16 protein-coding genes are annotated in these 20,005 nt (G+C 38.1%); 5 read left to right on the plus strand and 11 right to left on the minus strand.

From position 1 onward, the window contains the following. Positions 1–88: 88 nt before the first annotated feature. Entirely contained in the window at positions 89–421 is a 333-nt protein-coding gene (locus ACTJIV_RS14190) for a hypothetical protein (RefSeq protein ID WP_111955608.1), read from the plus strand. Here the strand turns inward: ACTJIV_RS14190 and ACTJIV_RS14195 are convergent. After that, on the minus strand, positions 418–1,530 hold the full coding sequence (locus ACTJIV_RS14195) for a DUF3667 domain-containing protein (RefSeq protein WP_223560393.1): 1,113 nt from the start codon (positions 1,528–1,530) through the stop codon (positions 418–420). The two genes, ACTJIV_RS14190 and ACTJIV_RS14195, sit on opposite strands and share 4 nt — an antisense overlap. Before the next feature lie 326 nt (positions 1,531–1,856). Here ACTJIV_RS14195 and rplM point away from each other — a divergent pair, with 326 nt between their 5' ends. From rplM to rpsB, 3 genes are all read left to right on the plus strand, one after another. Continuing rightward, a complete protein-coding gene (rplM, locus tag ACTJIV_RS14200) occupies positions 1,857–2,312 on the plus strand; it encodes a 50S ribosomal protein L13 (RefSeq protein ID WP_034706094.1) in 456 nt (151 codons plus the stop codon). A 6-nt stretch (positions 2,313–2,318) separates the two neighbouring features. Further along, on the plus strand, positions 2,319–2,705 hold the full coding sequence (rpsI, locus tag ACTJIV_RS14205; RefSeq protein ID WP_045501218.1) for a 30S ribosomal protein S9: 387 nt from the start codon (positions 2,319–2,321) through the stop codon (positions 2,703–2,705). Positions 2,706–2,888: 183 nt separating this feature from the next. Further along, positions 2,889–3,650 carry a 30S ribosomal protein S2 gene (gene rpsB, locus ACTJIV_RS14210; RefSeq protein ID WP_111955604.1) on the plus strand — a complete coding sequence of 254 codons (762 nt, stop codon included), beginning with the start codon at positions 2,889–2,891 and terminating at the stop codon, positions 3,648–3,650. A gap of 110 nt (positions 3,651–3,760) precedes the next feature. Here the strand turns inward: rpsB and ACTJIV_RS14215 are convergent, their stop codons facing one another. From ACTJIV_RS14215 to tsf, 9 genes are all read right to left on the minus strand, one after another. Next, positions 3,761–4,198, minus strand: a complete 438-nt coding sequence (locus ACTJIV_RS14215) for a DUF6759 domain-containing protein (protein WP_223560392.1) — start codon at positions 4,196–4,198, stop codon at positions 3,761–3,763. A gap of 5 nt (positions 4,199–4,203) precedes the next feature. Continuing rightward, the gene (locus ACTJIV_RS14220; protein WP_223560391.1) at positions 4,204–4,902 is read right to left on the minus strand and encodes a DUF6759 domain-containing protein; all 699 of its coding nucleotides are present in this window, start codon (positions 4,900–4,902) and stop codon (positions 4,204–4,206) included. A gap of 20 nt (positions 4,903–4,922) precedes the next feature. Beyond that, positions 4,923–5,600: a tRNA (guanosine(46)-N7)-methyltransferase TrmB gene (trmB, locus tag ACTJIV_RS14225; protein ID WP_111955600.1), complete on the minus strand. Its 678-nt coding sequence runs from the start codon at positions 5,598–5,600 to the stop codon at positions 4,923–4,925. A gap of 97 nt (positions 5,601–5,697) precedes the next feature. After that, a complete protein-coding gene (locus ACTJIV_RS14230) occupies positions 5,698–6,471 on the minus strand; it encodes a DUF6759 domain-containing protein (RefSeq protein WP_111955598.1) in 774 nt (257 codons plus the stop codon). 196 nt (positions 6,472–6,667) lie between these two features. Beyond that, on the minus strand, positions 6,668–7,456 hold the full coding sequence (locus ACTJIV_RS14235) for a hypothetical protein (protein ID WP_440628250.1): 789 nt from the start codon (positions 7,454–7,456) through the stop codon (positions 6,668–6,670). Positions 7,457–7,617: 161 nt separating this feature from the next. Beyond that, the gene (locus ACTJIV_RS14240) at positions 7,618–11,010 is read right to left on the minus strand and encodes a T9SS type B sorting domain-containing protein (protein WP_440628252.1); all 3,393 of its coding nucleotides are present in this window, start codon (positions 11,008–11,010) and stop codon (positions 7,618–7,620) included. Between the two features lie 114 nt (positions 11,011–11,124). Continuing rightward, positions 11,125–13,968, minus strand: a complete 2,844-nt coding sequence (locus ACTJIV_RS14245) for a T9SS type B sorting domain-containing protein (protein WP_440628254.1) — start codon at positions 13,966–13,968, stop codon at positions 11,125–11,127. 137 nt (positions 13,969–14,105) lie between these two features. After that, a complete protein-coding gene (locus tag ACTJIV_RS14250; RefSeq protein ID WP_440628256.1) occupies positions 14,106–16,961 on the minus strand; it encodes a T9SS type B sorting domain-containing protein in 2,856 nt (951 codons plus the stop codon). Positions 16,962–17,239: 278 nt separating this feature from the next. After that, complete coding sequence (tsf, locus tag ACTJIV_RS14255) at positions 17,240–18,067, minus strand: translation elongation factor Ts (protein ID WP_111955588.1); 828 nt, start codon at positions 18,065–18,067, stop codon at positions 17,240–17,242. A gap of 144 nt (positions 18,068–18,211) precedes the next feature. Here tsf and ACTJIV_RS14260 point away from each other — a divergent pair, with 144 nt between their 5' ends. Then, the gene (locus tag ACTJIV_RS14260; RefSeq protein ID WP_111955586.1) at positions 18,212–18,970 is read left to right on the plus strand and encodes a DUF6759 domain-containing protein; all 759 of its coding nucleotides are present in this window, start codon (positions 18,212–18,214) and stop codon (positions 18,968–18,970) included. Between the two features lie 62 nt (positions 18,971–19,032). Here the strand turns inward: ACTJIV_RS14260 and ACTJIV_RS14265 are convergent, their stop codons facing one another. Then, positions 19,033–19,989, minus strand: a complete 957-nt coding sequence (locus tag ACTJIV_RS14265; protein WP_111955584.1) for an acetyl-CoA carboxylase carboxyltransferase subunit alpha — start codon at positions 19,987–19,989, stop codon at positions 19,033–19,035. Positions 19,990–20,005: the final 16 nt, after the last annotated feature.

A 20,005-nucleotide genomic window follows, 5' to 3' on the forward strand; every position in this document is an offset into this window, starting at 1 on the left:
GTGGCGGGTTGTTATTTTCCCAACTTAACAATCATTCGTTTAATAATGACAAGTAAATTCTTTATTTTTGCACCATAATATATAGAGTATGAAAAAGGCTTTGATGTACTTTGCTTTAGGAACTGTTCTTAGTTTCCTGATCAATTATTTTTTTTACAGTTCTGATAATGTAGGTCTTGATATATATTATGCCCTGTCTTTTGGGATAGCATGGGGAATTGCTTATTATCTGGATACGCCCAATTTTACATTGCCGCAAAAATTAGGTATTTCCTTTGTTGCAATGGGTATTTTGGTGCTCATTGGAACATTCATATTCAACCTGGAGCTTGCCATTCCGTCTATCCTGAAGTTTTCCACGGTTTTTGTAGCCTATTATCTTATTGCTAGTTTTAGGGCAAACAAGTCCCTGCGTAGTTAATGCATTAATAAAAAGCTAACGATTCCCAAGCCCATTAATAAGAATGTAAATAAAACGGTGTTGATAAAGAATAGAATAGCACCTACTAAAATAGTCAGGGCAGGGTGCGTGCGGTAGGTCTTATAATGAGCTACAAAAAAATAACATCCTGCATAAACAGTAGCTCCTGTAGTCAGCAACCATTTCATAATAATGGCAAAGCTGCTTGTTTCATCAAAATAGCTAAACACCTTATTCAGTACAAAAAGAAGAAGGGTCAGCAATAATAAAAAGGAAAAATAATGGAGAGTAAAAACACCATGGTCAAAATACCACCACTTTTTTTTACTGTGAAATATCCATAGCAGAAAAGCAAACAGAGGAAGGTATATGAAAAGAGCTTTTGGTAAATTGTGAACCGAACTCTTAATAAAAAGATTGATAATCTCACTAGGAGAATGGCCTTTTTCTTCCAATTCAAAGATTTTAGCTACGAAAGGGCGAAAAGTCTGATATTTGTGTCCGTTCTTTTGATCTTTCTTATCAAAATCCTTCATAGACTGCAGTCCTAAAGATTTTGTAATGCTCTTATTCTCTTTAAATATATTTTCAACATCTACATCATCTTGAGCTGTATTTTTAACTTGGCTGGAATCTAATGCACGAGTCAGCATTCCGCCGGTAAGGGAATCCGCCTTTAGTGCTTCCGGAGACTGTAAAGCCTCATTTACAGCTTTATTTTTAGCGGCTTCTTTTTGAATCTCTTTATTGATTTCTTTTGCCTGGCGGGAATTTTCCTTTCCGAAATTTAAATCTGTTATCTGAAATGAAATAAAGAGAAATGTTATAAAACTGATAAAGATGTAAAGCTTCACCGGCGGGACAAACTGCTGTCTTTTTCCTTCGAGATACACCTTTGTAAGTCTTCCAGGCTTAAAAAGCAGATTTTTCATAGTTCCCCAAAACTGGCCGTCATAATGTGTGAAGTCTTCAAAAAAGTGAGTGAACAGATAGTAAAAAGGATGGCGGCTTTCTATATTTTGCTGTCCGCAGTGCGGGCAGAATTTTTCTTCAACCTGGTGCCCGCAGTTCAGGCAGGTTTTATCTTCTCTTATTTTTCCGTGGCTCATGGATAGTTAGAACTTTGGGCACAAATATAAATATTTCGCGAAATAAATAATCATATTAATAAGCTTTAAGGAAAATCTTTAAAGTAAAGTTAATAAAGAACGAGTTAATTTCTAAACTCTTTGCGTTTTTAGAATTTTTTGAAATGTTTTCATCAGACATCATTTTACAAGCCATATGTAAAGTCAGTTGTTGATAATCAATCAAAAGGAATTAAAATCCGGAAGTAGGACAGATTAAATAAAATATGTTTTTGGGTTACAAAAATAATTTGTACCTTTGCACACCCTTTTAGGGGAAAATTATGTTTAATCTTTAACTAAAACGTGTGAATACATTAAGTTACAAAACTGTTTCAGCGAACAAAGCTACTGCTAATAAAGAATGGGTTGTGGTAGACGCTGAAGGACAGCCGTTAGGAAGACTAGCTTCTACGGTTGCAAAGATTTTGAGAGGTAAGCACAAAACGAACTTTACACCTCACGTAGATTGTGGTGATAACGTGATCGTTTTGAATGCTGGGAAAATTACGCTTTCCGGAAATAAGTGGGCTGATAAGACTTATATCTGGCATACAGGTTACCCTGGTGGGCAGAAGTCTATGACTGCGGCTGAACTTCAGAAGAAAGATTCTTTAAAAGTATTGGAAAAATCTGTAAAAGGTATGTTGCCAAAGAACAGATTAGGATCTGCTTTATTGAAGAACCTTTATCTATATGAAGGAACTGAGCACAAACATGAAGCTCAACAGCCTAAAACAATTAATGTTAACGAATTTAAATAATTAATTATGTCTATAGTTCACAAAATCGGAAGAAGAAAAACTTCTGTAGCTAGAGTTTATGTAAGACCAGGTTCTGGTGTTATTACAGTAAACGGTAAAGATGCTGCAACTTATTTCTCTACAGACGTGATGGTTTACAAGTTGAACCAGCCGTTTATCCTTTCTGAAACTGTTGGTCAGTATGACGTTACCGTAAATGTTTTCGGTGGTGGTAATACAGGTCAGGCAGAAGCTATCAGATTAGGTATTTCAAGAGCTTTATGTGAAATCAATGCTGAATTCAGATTAGCTTTGAAGCCAGCTGGTTTACTTACAAGAGACGCAAGAATGGTGGAAAGAAAGAAGCCAGGTCAGAAAAAAGCAAGAAAGAGATTCCAATTCTCAAAACGTTAATTTTCAGACTTCAGATTCAAGATTTCAAATTTCAGAATATATTCGGTTTGTGGTCTTGTATCTAATATCTATTTATCAAAACAAAAAAATTGCCCGTTACGTTTAGCATCCAAACACTTCTCCCATCTAAAGAAGTTGTTGATTGTTTAAAAGACGGAAAGTAAACTAACAAAAACAGAAAACATGGCAAAAGCAAATGTAAAAGACCTTTTAGAGGCTGGCGTACACTTCGGTCACATGACCAGAAAGTGGAATCCAAATATGGCTCCATACATTTTTATGGAGAAAAACGGTATTCACATTGTAGACTTACATAAAACAGCAGTTAAATTAGATGAAGCTTGTAGTGCTTTAGAAAAATTAACTTCTGCAGGTAAAAAAGTTCTTTTCGTAGCTACTAAGAAGCAAGCGAAAGAAGTGGTTGCAAAACACGCTTCTGAACTTAATATGCCTTATATTACAGAAAGATGGCCTGGAGGTATGCTAACGAACTTCGTTACAATCAGAAAGGCTGTAAAGAAGATGAACCATATCGACAAAATGAAAAAAGACGGTACGTTCGAAACTTTATCTAAAAAAGAAAGATTACAGGTTGACAGACAAAGAGCTAACCTAGAGAAAAACTTAGGTTCTATCTCTGACATGGTTCGTCTTCCTTCTGCAATCTTCGTTGTAGATATCATGAGAGAACACATCGCTGTAACTGAAGCTAAGAAATTAGGTATTCCAGTTTTCGGTATTGTTGATACAAACTCTGATCCTAGAAAAGTAGATTTCGTTATCCCAGGAAACGATGATGCTTCTAAATCTATCGATATGATCCTGAACATTGTTTCTGATTCTATCAAAGAAGGACAGTCTCAAAGAAAAGCTGATAAAGAAAAATCTAAAGAAGAAGGAGAAAAAGTATCTGCTGAAACAGATACTGATTTCGATGCTGAATAATTAAAGATTTTCTTTAATATAGGAAAAACGCTGGATAGAAATCCAGCGTTTTTTGTGTTTTCATATTCTGATATATAAGAGAACCCCGCTCAACTTGAGAGGGGTTTATTTTAATTGCTGATCTTTATAGCATAAGATGTGGTAATATACTTTGTAGAATCATAAGAGGAGTTACAGAGCATTCCGGAGAGTCTGTAGTTCCGGTTTTTAGGTACCATTGTATAACCCACTTTACCGGAGCCTATCGGGATCTTTTTAAGGAAGCCGGTGCTGCTCACAGTAAGGACCATATTGCAGGGAGATTTATTTTCCACCGAAATAGAAGTTCTGGGATTGCTCGGAGAATCCTCATTAAGGAGATCTGTTAAAACATCTGCTGTTTCAGGTTTATAGGTCTTAATAAGCTCTGCATATTCTCTTTCCGTACTCATCACAGTGCTTCCCGTACTTGAAGGAGTTCTTATAGGATAGCTGGGATAACTGCTGTAGCTGGCACTGCAGCTTATAAGGATAAGTGAAATTCCGGAGAAAGTGGCTAGCTTTTTCATTCAGTTTATTTTTTTGATCTTTTCTTTTTTGAAGGTTTCACAGGTACAGTTTCCTTTTGATCTTTTGCTGCATCTTTATTGGCATCAGGCCTGGGTGTACCGGGATTTTCAATCACTACAAATATACTTTTTTTTATGTCTTTCTGAGAGGAGTATTTTACATCACAGACATTACTGTTCAGGGTATAAGAACCCTTATTGAGAATGATAAAATTCTCACCATGTGCAGGAACTGCCAGGTTGTAGAAATTTTTTCCTTCAATTCTCAGGATGATATTGCAGTCCGAATTATTTCTAAATAGAAGCACAGCCTCTTTACTGGTAATATCTTCATCAAACATAGCATTCAGAAGTTTTACCGTTTTGTCTTTATGCTGATCAGAAGTTTCGGCGATGAGTCTTTTAAACTCTTCCGCATCATTAGAGTTGGAGTTTCTCAAAAATCTGTTCGGAATATCAGTCATTACCGGCCTGGCTTCCATTGGTTTTGCGGTTTTAGCCCCTTTTGTCCAGTTGGAATTCTTTAAGGCAATAAGTTTAGGTTTTAGCACATATCTTTTAGGGTCATCAGGGTGTGCATTCTTAAGGTAGTCTTCAATTTCCTTTGTATTTGTGCTTTTTAGGATATCCTTGTGTTTTTTCTGCGCCGAAGCGGAACCCGAAACCAGGAAAAAGAAGAGGAGGGTCGTTAAAATTTTTTTCATCAATTTGTTGTGTTATTCCATTAGCTTATCCGGAATTTTATATAAGTTATTGTTTTTCCTTTAGCAGAGAAAAGCTCTTCATAATAGGTTTTTATATCTCTGAGATGTTCCGTATTCGGATCGTACTCAGGAGCGCCATAAATGTCGTGGTGGGCTGTAATGATTTCATAACCGGCACCCTGCAAATAGCCTAATGTATAGCCATGCAGAAATTCTGAATCCGTTTTCAGATGGATGATTCCACCTGGCTTCAGGAATTTTTTATATCGTTCTAAAAAGTCAGGATGAGTAAGCCTGTGCTTTGTACGTTTGTATTTGATCTGAGGATCAGGGAACGTGATCCATATTTCGTCAACCTCATTTTCTGCAAAAAAATGATCTACAAGCTCAATTTGTGTTCTGAGAAATGCCACATTATTCATTCCGCTATCCACAGCTTCCTTGGCTCCGAACCAGAATCTGGCTCCTTTAATATCTATTCCGATGAAGTTTTTTTCAGGGAATGTTTTAGCAAGCCCTACAGAATATTCTCCTTTTCCGCAACCCAACTCAAGTACGATTGGATTTTCGTTCTTAAAGAAATCCTTTCTCCAGTTGCCTTTAAGCGGAAAACCATTGAGTGCATCCTCTCTTGTAGGTTGGATAACATTTGGTAAAATCTTGTTTTCAGCGAATCTTGCTAATTTATTTTTGCCCATCGAGTCATTTATAAAATCCTGCAAAAATAGCAATTTTTACATAGATTACCTTGCCTTTTAGACATAAAAGGCAGGTCTCGACAGATTTTAGGAATGCTTACTGAGTTGGAGAACTTCCCAATGTAACCATTATAGCTTTTTCGATTGTTTTTTGAGAAGCATACTGAGCACCACAAACGAGACTTGTGAAAAGATACTGGCCCTTATCTATAACAATCGTACTGTCATCATGGGCAGGAACGGCAAGCCTGTATTTGGTAGTTCCAACACCTTCCATTCTCACAATGATATTACAGTCAGAATTGTTTTTGATCAGAACTATACTTGTTTTGCTGTTTGGATCGTTGTCGAACAGGGAATTTAATATTTTTACCGTTTTATTTTTGTGCTCTACCGGATTTACAGCCATCAGTAGATTAAACTCCTCAGCTTCGGCATTCGGAACAGCGACATTGGCGGATGTATTAACCACAAAAGCATTTTGAGTCGTACTTGGCGTATACACCACCGTAGATTGTTTGGCAGCAAGTTCTGCTTTATATTTGGCGATCTGTTTCTGTTTGATAATGGCGTTCATTTCATCAAAACTGATCTTTGTAGACGGTCTTCTTTTCAGCAAAGCAAGCATTTCCTGCATGTCTTTTACTTTTTGGTCTGCAGGATGAGCATCTTTAATGTATTGCGTCATCATTTCCATCACTCTAGGTTTCAATACAGACCGGCGGGGATCATCGGGGTGGGCATCTCTGAGAAAAGCATTGATCTCATAGATGTTTTTACTTTTTAAAATATTCGTGTAGTCTTTCCCTCTTTTTTGGGCAGATAAGTTAAAAAACAGAACAGAAACAAATAGTAAAAGTAATTTTTTCATTAACAAATATTAAGTTAAAAGCTGATGTTCTTTCTTAATTTGTGTTTTTGGGTCATTAGTTTATTACAATAACGAAATACAATTGTTTTTATTTTAGATACATCATTGTGAGATAAAATTAAACATATTTTTAAATAAAAAAAGAAATGTATACTATAAATTATTAAATAGTATACATTTCCTAAAATATAAAAGTTTATTTAATGACTTCCTGAAGATTTGAAGTCTTAAGCCTTTTCTGATAGATCGGGAGGTACTTTTCGATAGGAATTTTTATTGCCTCAAAATTACCGGACAGAACATACGCTTCAATATTTTCTGAAGTATAAACAAACTGAAGGAAATTATCAATAAGGTTGTCAGGGATTTTGAACTTGGCAAAATAATCTTTACCGAGATAATTCTTAATTTGGGCCACAGAATTATTCATTCTTTCATAGGCCATATAACGTTGTTTTTTCTTTCTGTCTCCCGAAAGGATATCATAGATGCTTTCCAGGCTGAAAGTAAGTCCGCCGTCTCTTAATCCCGCAACCGGAAGTTCAGGAGAGGTTCCGTCACCCTTAGGCTCAGGCAGTCCAATCACTTTTTTGATAGCCAGTCCTTTATCTTCTTTTCTTATAGAATTTACGTCATACCTAAGATTTCCCGTAGGCTTGAACCTGCTCAATACAATTTCCTGTATCTCGTAATAAGCAATTTTCAATTCAATTAAATTTTTCTGCTGCATCATCTGGGGAGTAAGCTTTACATCTTTTCGTTCTGTGACGATAGACGTAAAACGGATCACATCTCCGGGAACGGCAGGTATATTATAAGTACCGTTATAATCAGTAAGTACCGTTTTCTGGGTATTCAGATTGGTTACGTAAACCTGGTTAAGATACAAGATCGAGTTGTCTCTTAAAAATACCTCTCCGGAATATATCTGTGCATTGATTTTTGCCAGAAAAACTAGCATCAATAGGGTAATTAGCTTCTTCATATAATTAGGGCAAAATTACGTAGAAATACGGCAATTTATACCTATTAAGATAGTGATTACAGGTTAAAGTTATATTAAACTTTAATACTTAACTGTTAATGAATGTTATAAATAATCATAAATAAAAACGATATCATGAAATTTGAACTAAAATCATTTCGTTATTTACGTTTTACCAGTAGCCAGCTTGTATATTTTATAGGAATAGAGGTGCCAAATTCTGTCCAGGATATGAAATACCAGTAGGTAGCGGTTGGTACAGGCCTTCCGCCCATGGTTCCGTCCCAGGTATACCGGTTGCTTGGGCTCCCTCTGAAGATTTCTGCCCCATAACGGTCAAATATTCTGAATTCCAGGTTCGTATTACTCATTAAAGCGGAATAGTCTATCACATCATTGTGTCCGTCACTGTTAGGAGTAATGGTATTGATGAGATTGATGATGGCAAATGCTTTTTCTACTTCACCACACAGCTTAGAGTCTCTTACAAAGACCTTGTGGGCTCCTCTTGGCACATTGTTGAACACATTTGAGCTCTGCCAGCTTACTCCGTCCAGAGAATATTCATATGGAGGTACACCGCCGCTTACACCCACCGTTACTGTAGATCCGTTGATTTCAAGAGAGGTAATAACCGGGAGAGGTGATTCTATAACATTAACATATTGCTTGTAAACACAACCATTGAATGTAAGCTCCACCCAGTAGCTCCCCACAGGAACATTGGAAATAGAAGGAGAAGTGGCTCCCGTACTCCAGAGGTATTTTTCAAACCCGGGACCTGCATCTAATGTAGTGGTAGCTTTTAGACAGATGATCTTGTCTTTTAAAATATCAGATTTCTTAGGGGCTTTAACGGTGATTTTAATAGAACCAACCTCAGGACAGACCCCATTTTTTTCAAATCTGATATAAAAGGTCTGGGTACCTGTACTATTAACGGTTGCTGATATAGGATTAGTGTCATTCTGGGCATCAGCTAAACTTCCATGGAAAGTATAAGTTACATTTGGGTCTGCTGTAAACTGTGGAATAAACTGTGCAAGATCAATCGCCTTTATTCCGTCAAGATCATCATCACAAATGCTTGTTACGGCTGTATGCGTTAATAAAGGAATACGGGCTCCTATGCTGAACTGTAAAGGTTTCACAACAACAGCACAGCCATCAGGAGATTCAACCCTGATGTAAATGGTTGTTGTGGCTGTATAGCTCCAGTTATTAGGAAGGGTATTGTTGTTTCCTGCATTGGCATCAGCAAGAGATGCGTAATATCTTACGTTGGTAAAGTAACTGGGATTATTCAGTACAATGCCTGTTATACTGGATAAAGTAACGGTGACGGTTCCGTCCATATTGTCATCACAGAAAATACCGTTATAATTGTTCGGTACAATAGCTACGTTATATAAAGAAAGGGTGATTTGGGCAATACTTTTACAGCCCAGATTATTTTTTACGACAGCATATACAATGGTGCCGTCTGGTGCGGTATAGGCATTCGTCGAGGTGATAAGGGCTCCCGGGTTTTCTGTCTGCGCATCAGCTAAGGTAGGGTAATAGGTAATAGTTACCGGTGAGTTATTGGTTACATTGGCGGAAGTAAGGTTAAAAGTTCCCTGGCCATTAATATTACAGGCATGTAATGTAGCATTTGTTACGATAAGAGCCAGAACATTAACGGTGACGGTTACTGTTTCACAGTCCGTAAAAACAGGATCATCTCCGCAGAAAGTATAGGTAAAAGTATCTGTCCCCGTACTTCCTGGAGTATTAACAGTATAAGTAATGATTCCGGTTACAGGATCGATTACAGCTGTTCCCAATGTAGGAGCATTCACAATGGCTACCGTAGAAGGGACGGGAGTTTGTGCAGAGCTGCTGAATGTAGGGGTTATCGTTTTTGTGCTGCAGACATTATAGGTGGTGGCAGTCAGTTTGGTGCAATTCAGTACTTTAAACTGTTCTGTCACCAAAGGTGCACATTTCCCCATTGTCACGGAACAGGTGTAATATCCGGACTGTGTGGGGCTAATGGATGATCCTGTGGCTCCGGGAATAAGAGTTCCATTTACATACCACTGATAAGTATCGTAAATAACAGGATCTACCGTAAGTACAATGCCGGGAGCACAGCCTCCTCCTGAGCTTAAAATAACGGGCTGTGTAGGAAAGCCTGCAAAAAAACCTCCATATCCTACAGCATTACTCCCTGCATTAATTCCCGCGGTGATTGCCTTGTCGGAAACTATAGTGATTGTGCCGGTAACATTAGGAATACCGTATGTAACCCAGTTGGCGGTGCCTGTCATATTAAATGGACCTGTTGTTGCCGGTGGAACAGCGCCGTTTACCGTGACATTGGCTCCTTTTTCTGTAATAAGATTCAGCTTTGTTGGAATATTAAGGATTCCTGAAGGGTTGGCGGTTGAATGAACAAAATTCTCATCAATAAAACCTAGTTCATTAATCTGTTTGGGAAGATAGCAGTTCAGTGCCGGAATAAAATTGAATCCGCCGGTTGCTACTTCACTTCCTGAAACGGAATCTCCGGCAAGAATCTGATAGACATAAGCATTTTTGGATGTTTTAAGGTAAAGGTTATAATGGACGCCTGCCTGTAGTTTAAACTTTGAATCAGGAATAATAAAATATTGTCCTGCATTTATAGTAGTAAGGGGAGGAATTTCATCATTGACAAAGATCTGCGTATTATTCTCAGTAGCAATAACAATAGCTCCTTCCATATTGGATCCAATTCTGCCGTTTCCCTTTACCAAAGCAAACTCAGTTCCAAGCCTTTCGACAGGAACAGCCTGATCCATTAAAATATCAGAGCTTGAAGGGTAGTTTCCTGCATATTGACCGTTGAAATTTCCGTTGGTAATATTGACTGGTTTATTGGCAGTGATCTTAGCTCCAATGAAACCATCAGTGTTTATTGTACCTACCCCGTCTATAATGTATGACTGTCCTTTATTAAGAGTAAAAGTCATTGTAGGGTTTGTGGTTCCGGTAGTCCCGTTCGAGAACTGTACGGTTGGCTTATATCCACTTACTGTAACTGTTGTATTGTCCTCTGTTGCAAGAACGCTGGCCATAAAGTTTAAGATAGGATTACTGACCGTAATGGGAGCATTGGCAACATAAAAGTTTTTTCCTGTAGAAGGTATTCCCTTAGAAGTAATAATTTCAGCATGGTTGAACACAGAAAACCTGAGATTGGCATAAAAAGGAAATTCTGCTTTTAGATATAGTCCTTTCGTTGTAGGAGTAAACAGATCTGCCTGAAGGGTAGTGATAATATATTTCCTTAATACATCAAATTTCTGGGGATTATTTTTACTGATGGTTACCGTACCGATAAGTACATTGTTATTATAAATGTTTACCGGGAAAGGAGTTGTTCTGTTTGTCGATAAGTATAATTTCTGATATGGATTAGGACTTATGCTTCTATCCATCATGGGTGCAAACCAATGTTCCCTGTCCAACTGTGCGAAGGCAAAGGCGAAAAAACAAAATATAAACAAAAAAGATAAATTTTTTTTCATTCAGCAGAGGGAGTTTAACACAAATTTAATAATAAAATGGATTTATACGTCGAAAAAGTAATAAAAAAACCGCGATGATAAAACCGCGGTTTGGGAAGTTGTATTTTTCAGCGTTTACTCTCTGCTTTTGACAAGAATCCAACCTGTATATTTTACAGCAGTCTGTTTACCAGCAGGTTCATTCCAATGGATCTCAAACCAGTAATTTCCGGTAGAAACTCTTTTGCTTCCGCCTAAAGTTCCGTTCCATTTATAGCCATTTGATTTATCTCCCTGGAATATTTTGCTTCCATATCGGTCAAAAATGGTGAATTCCAAATTCTTTTTGCCTGATAATAATGAATAATCGAGGACATCATTGACCCCGTCTTCATTAGGGGTAATAGCATTAATCAGATTAGAAATGGTAATTTCTACTTTTATTGGATCGCAGTTATAACTGTCTTTCACATATACTGCAGGTGTCCCTCTTGCCACATCTGTGAATATGTTGGTATCCTGCCATTGGATATTGTCCAGTGAGTACTGGTATGGAGGAGTTCCGCCTATTGCATAAACGGTAACAGTGGTATTTGAAATGTCAATATTGGAAACAACCGGCTGTTCGGAAGCATATACCTTCACAGTCTGAAGCGTTACACAATCGCCCGTTTTCAATTTTACCCAATAAGTTCCTACACCAACATTCTGGATGGACTGTGTTGTAGCACCTGTGCTCCATTCGTAACCATTGAAACCAGGTCCGGCATCCAATGTTGTTTTGTCTTCTATACAAATAATCTTATCAACAAGAACAGTAGACTTTACAGGGGGAAGAACGGTAAGTGAAACCTCTGCAATTCTGTAGCAGCCGTTTGCATTGATTACTTTTACATACGCAACTCCGGTAGGAGCAATATAAGTTGCTGGATTTAAGATTTCATTCGTACTGTTGTCCGCATCTGTAGGAGAAGGATAATATTTCTTGGTTACTCCCGGCTGTACAGTTACTGAAGCGTTAGTAAGGTTAAATAATCCTGTCGCTGGATTCGCTTCCAGATAACAGGTTCTTAAAGAAGCATTATTAACAATAGGACTCTCAGAAACTGTTAAATTTAATGTTACCTCCTCACAATCTGTAAAGTCAGGATTATTTCCACAAAACTTATAAACAAATGAGTCCGGTCCTACATAAGTATAGGCAGGGGCATAGCTTATCACCCCTGTCACGGGGTCAACTACAGCATTACCATTAACAGGAGGTGTAACGATGATTACACTGCCCGGTACCACAGATTGTGTTGAATTTGTAAATGTTGGAACAATCAGCTTAACGCCGTCGCACACCGTTTCGTTCAATGTAGTTTCCGTAAGGCAAGTAAATACTTTATACACGGGAGTAGTTATTGGCGGACATGAGCCTACCGTGATCTTTACAGTATAGTTACCCGATTGTGTCGGAATATAAGAGTTGGCTACAGCTCCGGTAATGGGAGTACTATCTCTGTACCACTGGTAAGAATCAAAGCTGTCATCCACTTCCAGAACAATTCCAGGAATACAGTCGCCGGTCTGTTTGGCAATAACCGGAATGGAGGAAAATCCTGCGAAATATCCACCATATCCTACCACGCCACTTCCTCCGGAGATTCCTGCCGTTACAGCTTTTGAAGAGGTTATTGTTACGTTTCCTGTAACATTCGGTACAGAATAGGATACCCATGATGAAGTTCCTGAGACAGGATAGGGTCCCTGAGCAGCAGGAGGGGTAGCACCATTAACAGTAACTGCGGCTCCTGTTTCTGTCAGGATATTTAATTTAACATTGTTGGTTGTAGGGGGAAGGATGTTAATATTTCCTATTTCATCAATTCTTCTTGGAAGATAGCAGTTCAAAGGTGGGATATAATTGAATCCGATTGTAGCGTTACTTGTTGCAACACCTGCTAATAGCTGGTACACGTAAACATTTTTTGTTGTTTTAATGTACATATTGTAGTGGTTATTACCCTGATTGATGTAATTGGTATTGGATAACTTATTCACTCTGTAGCTTTCTCCTTCATTCAATGTGATTACCGGAGTGGCGCCATTGTTAATGAATACCTGGGTGCCGCCTTCTGTAGCAACAATTAAGGCATCCTCCATTCTTTCACTGATATCTCCGTTTCCTTTTACAAGAACGAATTCATTTCCCAGTCTGTCTGTAGGAACAGATTGGTCCATGACAATATCTGCTCCATCAAAAAAGCCACCCGGCGGAATAATAGCGAATTGGCCATTAAAATTTCCGTTAGTTACAGAAATCGGTTTATCAGCCTCTATTTTGGCACCGATAAAACCTTCTTTATTTCCGGCTCTATCGCCAATCCCTTCAATGATATAAGACTGGCCTTTATTGAGGGTAAAAGTCAGAGTTGGATTGCTTACACCCGTCCATCCGTTGGTAAATATAACGTCGGGAGAGTAATCTGAAACAGTAACGATAGTATTATCCTCTGTAGCCATCACACCGGTAGTAAAATTCAGTGCAACTATAGGATTTTCTATGGGCGAAACTACCGCATAAAACTTCTTGCCGATCCCTGCTTTTCCTTTAGATGTCAGAATTTCTCCATGACTGCTTACGGAAAACCTTAAGGTGGCGAAATAAGGTTTTGTACCTTTTGTATATATCCCTTTGCTTACCGGAACGAAAAGTTCAGAAGTATTGCTGGTAATAATGCTCCCTAAAGGAATGATAAATGTCTGAGGGGCCCCTTTGGAAACCGTTACTGTTCCCAGCAGGACGTTATTACTGTAAATTTCCACAGGAAATGGAGTGGTAGAATCCGTGGAGAAATATAAAGCCTGCTGTGGATTGACAACATTGGTGCTCCGTGCCGCCATCGGAGCAAACCAATGCTCCGTATCTCTTTGTGCAAAAAGTGGATTAGCTGTTATAAACAGCAATAGAAAAGTTAGTAAAAATATTTTCATTTATATGGGAATTAGGATTGTCGCAAAAATAGGAGAATATTTCATTTGGAATTATAAAATATGTATAAAATATTGATTTTTGATCAAAAAAAACCGCGATTTCAAATCGCGGTTAATTATTTATTGTTTAAAATGGGTTATTCAATGTTTTTTACTAAAATCCATCCTGTATAGTGAATAGGAGTTTTTTCTTTGTTGGTTTCATTCCAGTTGATATGATACCAATAGGTTCCTGTTACCAGCTTTTTGTCATAATGTTTTCCATCCCACTTGTAATTGTTGAATTTATTTCCGGTAAATATCATATTTCCGTATCTGTCATAAATTACAAAAGAAAGGTTTTCCTTATAAGCTAAATCACTATAGTCAATAAAGTCATTTTTATTATCACCATTAGGAGTAATGGCGTTTAATAAATTAGGAACCGTTACTTCTACTGATGTAGGATCGCAGTTGTAAGCGTCCTTCACGTAGAAAGTATGTTGGCCTCTTGTTAGTCCTGTGAACACATTAGAATCCTGCCAGTTGGATGGCGAATCTACTGCAAATTTGTATGGGGCTTTTCCTCCGTTTATAACCACTGTTGCTGTAGTGTTAGAAATTTCGATCTTGGTAATTACCGGATCTTCAGCTTTTTTTACTCTTACAATCTGTGGCAGCAGGCATCCGTTTTTGCCCAGAACTACAGTATATTCTCCAATACCTACATTTTGAATGGAAGGCGTTGTTGCTCCGGTACTCCATAGATAAGAGTCATATCCAGGACCTGCATCCAGATTTGTTGTTCCGTCCGCACAGATATACTGGTCAACAAGAATTGGCGATTTTTTTATAGGAAGAGCAATCAGCTGAATTTTTGCATTCGCTGTACACCCTTCGTTAGTGGTAACTTTTACATACACAAATCCTCCAGCAGAAGGATAGTTCTGAGGGACTGTGATCTCGTTAGTTCCTGCAGTAAGATCGGCCAATGTAGGATAGTATTTTTTAACTACTGCGTTATAATCAGTAACGCTGGCTTTAGTAAGATCAAAATAAGCATATGGATCTACATCATATTGACATGCCTTGAGTATTGCATCTCTCACTACGAAAGGGACTACGGTAAGATTTAAAGTAACCTGCTCACAATCTATAAATTCAGTAGCATTACCACAGAATTTATAAACGATCTGATCCGCACCATAATAGTTGGCCGTAGGAGTGTAGGTAATCGTTCCGTTTGAATTTATTACAGCTGTACCATGTGCTGGCGGAGTAATAATCACCAGTGTACCTGGTACAGGGGTCTGTGTTGAAGATGTGAATGCCGGTGTAATAACCTTCGTAGAACATGCATTCAGTGTTTGTGTCGTAAGTTTTAAACAGGTAAATACCTTATAGATTGGGGTAGTAACAGGGGGACATGTACCCATTGTTACTTTTACCGTATAGTTTCCAGAAGTTGTAGGGGAAAATGTATTGGTCGTTGCCCCCGCGATAGCTGTTCCGTTCAGGAACCACTGGTACCCTTCATAAGTATCATCCACTTCAAGTACAATACCGGGAGCACATTCTCCGGAACGCTTGGTAATTACCGGAATTGAAGAGAATCCCGCAAAATACCCACCATATCCTACAGCACCACTTCCTGCAGAAATACCTGCGGTAACTGCTTTTGTTGAAATAACAGTAACGTTCCCTGTAATATTAGGAATAGAATAAGATACCCATGCTGTAGTTCCTGTTGCGGAGAAAGGCCCCTGTGTAGTTGGAGGGATGACTCCATTTACGGTTACAGTTGCTCCTGTCTCAGTAAGTATGTTTAGTTTCACGTTTTTTGTACCACTGGAAAAAGTTTCAGGGAGTTCATTGATCAATCCTATCTCATCGATTTTTTTTGGAAGGAAACAGTTCAAAGGCGGGATGTAATTGAATCCTTCTGTTGCCGTACTGTTTGGAAGACCTGCCAAAAGCTGATAAACATATGCATTTTTAGAGGTTTTGATGTGCATATTGAAGTGGGAGCTTCCCTGATCAATGTATGGGAATACATAGGTATTGTTTGGTCCCTGGCCTACTCTTACCCATTCTCCTTCATTCAGGGTTTGGATAGGAGTGGTAGATCCGTTAAGAAAAACCTGAGTATCATTTTCAGTTGCGATAATCATTGCGTCTTCATCCCCGTCATTGTTGTCTCCGTTTCCTTTTACAAGAACGAATTCATTTCCTAGCCTATCTACAGGAACGGATTGGTCCATAATAATATCAGAACCTCCGGATCCTGCGCTTGGAGGCAGGGCAAACTGACCATTAAAATTTCCGTTTGTAAGTGATATAGGTTTGTCGGATTCTATTTTGGCACCGATAAAGCCAGTGGCATTAGCACCCGTATTGTCCCGGCCTTCGATAATATATGCCTGCCCTTTATTAAGGGTAAATGTCATTGTTGGATTTGTGGTTCCTGTAGTACCGTTGGTAAACTGAAGGCCTGCATTATAGCCCGAAACTGTAACGTGAGTATTGTCCTCAGTAGCTAGAACCCCTGCAGTGAAATTTACATAAGTAATAGACTGTCCGGTCATTGGAGTAGAAGCAGCATAGAATTTCTTCCCGATTCCTGCTTTCCCCTTAGAGGTTAATATTTCTCCATGGCTGGTAACACTAAATCTGAAATTTACATAATATGGTTTTGTCCCTTTAGTGTAAATTCCTTTACCAATGGGGGTGAACATTTCAGACGGAGCAGAAGTGATCATTTTATCCGTTGTAAGCTCATACACTTTAGGATCACCTTTCATAATGGTTACTGTTCCAAGCAGTGCACCATTGCTGTAAATTTCTACAGGGAAAGGCGTTACTGAGTCTGTAGAAAAATATAAAGCCTGTTTAGGACTGAGCAAAGCGGAGGGTTTTGCTGCCATAGGTGCAAACCAATGCTCTGTATCTCTTTGTGCAAAGAGCGTGTTAATTGATAAAAGAACTAATACTAAGCTGAGTAGAAATCTTTTCATGTGTCTGGAATTAGGATTTATACAAATTTAAAATAATATTTGAAATAGTGTTAAATAAATATAACAAAAGTTAAAAATTAATCATGATTTTTAATTAAAAGCCATCCGTAATATAAAACTGCTAATTTCGTATCAGCCTCTGTACAGATGATCACATCCCGGTAAATATCAGCGGAAGATTTCTTCCGTTTAATTTTCTCTCTATTGTTTTAACTGGCATAACACATAAAAAATCCCGGTGAATTTCACCGGGACCTGTATTATTCTTTGAAAGATGATTAAGCTAAGCTTACTCTTACAAAACCTGTTACTTTAAGGTCTGCATTTACAGATTTTACATAGTCAGCTACAGAAATAGAGCTGTCTTTGATGAAATCCTGGTGTACCAAAGTGTTGTCTTTGTAGAATCTCTGCATTTTACCTTTCAGGATATTGTCGATAATGTTTGCAGGCTTACCTTCTTCAGTAAGTTTATGTCTTTCGATTTCCAATTCTTTGTCGATAGTTTCCTGAGAAACTCTGGTTTCGTCAAGAGCGATTGGGTTCATTGCAGCAGCCTGCATAGAAACAGCTTTAGCCACTTCGTCAGCTCCGTCTACCTTAGCAGAAAGGGCAGTGATAGCAGCGATTTTGTTTCCAGCGTGGATGTAAGCTCCAAGGTAAGGCCCTTCAATTCTTTCGAATGCTCCGATCTCGATTTTCTCACCGATAACTCCTGTCTGCTCGATTAATTTATCAGCAACAGTAAGTCCGTGGAAGTCTGTAGCTAAAAGTTCTTCTTTAGTAGCTGCGAAAATAGCCATTTCAGCTAATTCGTAAGCAAGCTCGATGAAGGCTTCGTTTTTAGCAACGAAGTCAGTTTCGCAGTTTAGAGAGATGATCACTCCTAAAGTGTTATCCTCGTTTACTCTGGCGATTACTGCACCTTCAGAAGATTCTCTGTCAGCTCTGTTTGCAGCAACTTTCTGTCCTTTTTTTCTAAGGATATCTACTGCTTTTTCGAAGTCTCCTTCTGCTTCAACTAAAGCTTTCTTGCAGTCCATCATACCTGCACCTGTTTGGTTTCTTAATTTTGCTACGTCTGCAGCAGCTGGTGTATAAGACATAATATGTATTATTTTTTTATTTAAGATTAGTATTAATTTTTAGCTTAATTTTAAAGCAGTGCAAAGATAATGATTTTAATGATAAACTAAAAAATGACTTTTCACGTTATTGATATATTTAATACTATTTTAAAGACCTGATTAATGAAAAAAATCTTTCTACTTATATTTCTATGCATTTTTACCTTAGGTTTCTCCCAAAAAAAGAAAAAATCGAAATCTAAGGCTGTTGTAGAAAAAGAAACGGTAATCATCTATACAGAGCAGGATGCCGAAGCTTCTAAAGAGGCCAGAGTGATCGCCGGTTTTCTGAAACAAAACCCCGGACATGCCAAAACTGATTATTTTAAAAGAAAATTGATTGAAATGATTATGGCCGATAATTCTCCTGAAGCCAAACCTACGATTAAGCCGATCAGTAAAGAGAAAATAGAAAAAATTGTTCAGAATAATGAGCTTAACAGCGGTAAAGTGATAGCGGCCAATAATAAAACATCTGTTGAAAATAAGAACACGGATAAGATAAATGATGCTATAAATGCTTTGAAAGAAGAGAGACTGGCAAGTGTTGGTTCCGCAAGTTCCGCCAAAACTGCCGGGGTTGCCAAATCAGAAGCTAGTGAAGCCCATAAAAAAACGGCAGCAATGCTTACCCACATTTTTAATAATGATATGAATAAGAATGAGGCTTATGTCAATATCAAGAACAGATCAAGCTGTAACCTGATCGTAAAAATAAGTGGAAAAAAATATTATAATCTAACGGTTCCCGCCAAGGGACAGAATTTTATTCTGATAGATAAAGGGGAGTATGTACTGACTACAATGGTGTGTGATGCAAAATATTCTTCGATCAAGAAAGTTACTCAGGATATTGAAATTGCACTCAACGTAGCTGATTAAGATCAATTAAAACTAAACTATAAGTAAAAACGGTTAAGAAATTTTCTTAACCGTTTTTTATTTTATCCTTTAAACTGTCCCATTGCAATGAATTTCTCCTGCCTCTGGGTTTCAAGTTCCTGTCCTGAAAACTTTGAAAAAGCTTTAATATTCTGTAAAATAGAATGCTTAAGGTTCAGATAAGCTACTTCAGGATCATATTGAGCACCTCCAAGGGGTTCTTCAATAATACCGTCGATGAATTTTTCTCTTAAAGCATCTTTCGGGGTAAGGTTTAATGCATTGGCTGCATCTTCCTTATGATCCCAGTTTCTCCATAAAATAGAAGAGCAGCTTTCCGGTGCGATTACAGTGTACCATGTATTTTCAAGCATGTATACTTTATTTCCGACTCCTATTCCCAAAGCTCCGCCACTTGCTCCTTCACCAATAATATAAGTGAAAATAGGAGTTTTAAGCTGAACCATTTCAAAAATATTTCTGGCAATCGCTTCTCCCTGTCCTCTTTCTTCAGCTTCTAATCCAGGATAAGCTCCCGGTGTATCTACTAAAGTCACTACAGGGATTTTGAATTTTTCAGCAAGCTTCATTAGTCGTAAAGCTTTTCTGTATCCTTCAGGATTTGGCATTCCGAATCTTCTGTACTGTCTTTCTTTAGTGGTTCTCCCTTTCTGGGTTCCTATGATCATTATTTTCTGGCCATCCAATGTTGCTAAACCGCCGATCATTGCAGGGTCATCTGCGAAATTTCTGTCACCGTGAAGCTCCAGAAAACTCCCTTTATCTACCATTCCGTTGATATAGTCAATTGTATAAGGACGATCAGGATGGCGGGATAGTTGTACTCTTTGCCAAGGGGTAAGATTTTCGTAGATTTCTTTTTTCTTTTCCAAAATCTTGTCCTCAATCTGGCTGCATGCTAATTTTACATCAACACCACTTTCTTCTCCTACTAAAGAACAAGTCTGAAGTTGATCCATCAGATCTTTTATAGGAAGTTCGAAACTTAAATATTCCATTTCTTGAAGTAAATTA

This window comes from Chryseobacterium sp. 22532, assembly GCF_052044665.1.
Lineage (GTDB): Bacteria > Bacteroidota > Bacteroidia > Flavobacteriales > Weeksellaceae > Chryseobacterium > Chryseobacterium lathyri.

Bases quoted from the DNA above. Each gene is read 5' to 3' on its own strand.
- ACTJIV_RS14195 (WP_223560393.1), bottom strand. From the start codon at position 1,530: ATGAGCCACGGAAAAATAAGAGAAGATAAAACCTGCCTGAACTGCGGG.
- rpsB (WP_111955604.1), top strand. From the start codon at position 2,889: ATGGCAAAAGCAAATGTAAAAGACCTTTTAGAGGCTGGCGTACACTTC.
- ACTJIV_RS14245 (WP_440628254.1), bottom strand. From the start codon at position 13,968: ATGAAAATATTTTTACTAACTTTTCTATTGCTGTTTATAACAGCTAAT.
- ACTJIV_RS14220 (WP_223560391.1), bottom strand. From the start codon at position 4,902: ATGAAAAAAATTTTAACGACCCTCCTCTTCTTTTTCCTGGTTTCGGGT.
- ACTJIV_RS14240 (WP_440628252.1), bottom strand. From the start codon at position 11,010: ATGAAAAAAAATTTATCTTTTTTGTTTATATTTTGTTTTTTCGCCTTT.
- ACTJIV_RS14230 (WP_111955598.1), bottom strand. From the start codon at position 6,471: ATGAAAAAATTACTTTTACTATTTGTTTCTGTTCTGTTTTTTAACTTA.
- ACTJIV_RS14235 (WP_440628250.1), bottom strand. From the start codon at position 7,456: ATGAAGAAGCTAATTACCCTATTGATGCTAGTTTTTCTGGCAAAAATC.
- ACTJIV_RS14260 (WP_111955586.1), top strand. From the start codon at position 18,212: ATGAAAAAAATCTTTCTACTTATATTTCTATGCATTTTTACCTTAGGT.
- ACTJIV_RS14190 (WP_111955608.1), top strand. From the start codon at position 89: ATGAAAAAGGCTTTGATGTACTTTGCTTTAGGAACTGTTCTTAGTTTC.
- ACTJIV_RS14250 (WP_440628256.1), bottom strand. From the start codon at position 16,961: ATGAAAAGATTTCTACTCAGCTTAGTATTAGTTCTTTTATCAATTAAC.
- rpsI (WP_045501218.1), top strand. From the start codon at position 2,319: ATGTCTATAGTTCACAAAATCGGAAGAAGAAAAACTTCTGTAGCTAGA.
- ACTJIV_RS14265 (WP_111955584.1), bottom strand. From the start codon at position 19,989: ATGGAATATTTAAGTTTCGAACTTCCTATAAAAGATCTGATGGATCAA.
- trmB (WP_111955600.1), bottom strand. From the start codon at position 5,600: ATGGGCAAAAATAAATTAGCAAGATTCGCTGAAAACAAGATTTTACCA.
- tsf (WP_111955588.1), bottom strand. From the start codon at position 18,067: ATGTCTTATACACCAGCTGCTGCAGACGTAGCAAAATTAAGAAACCAA.
- ACTJIV_RS14215 (WP_223560392.1), bottom strand. From the start codon at position 4,198: ATGAAAAAGCTAGCCACTTTCTCCGGAATTTCACTTATCCTTATAAGC.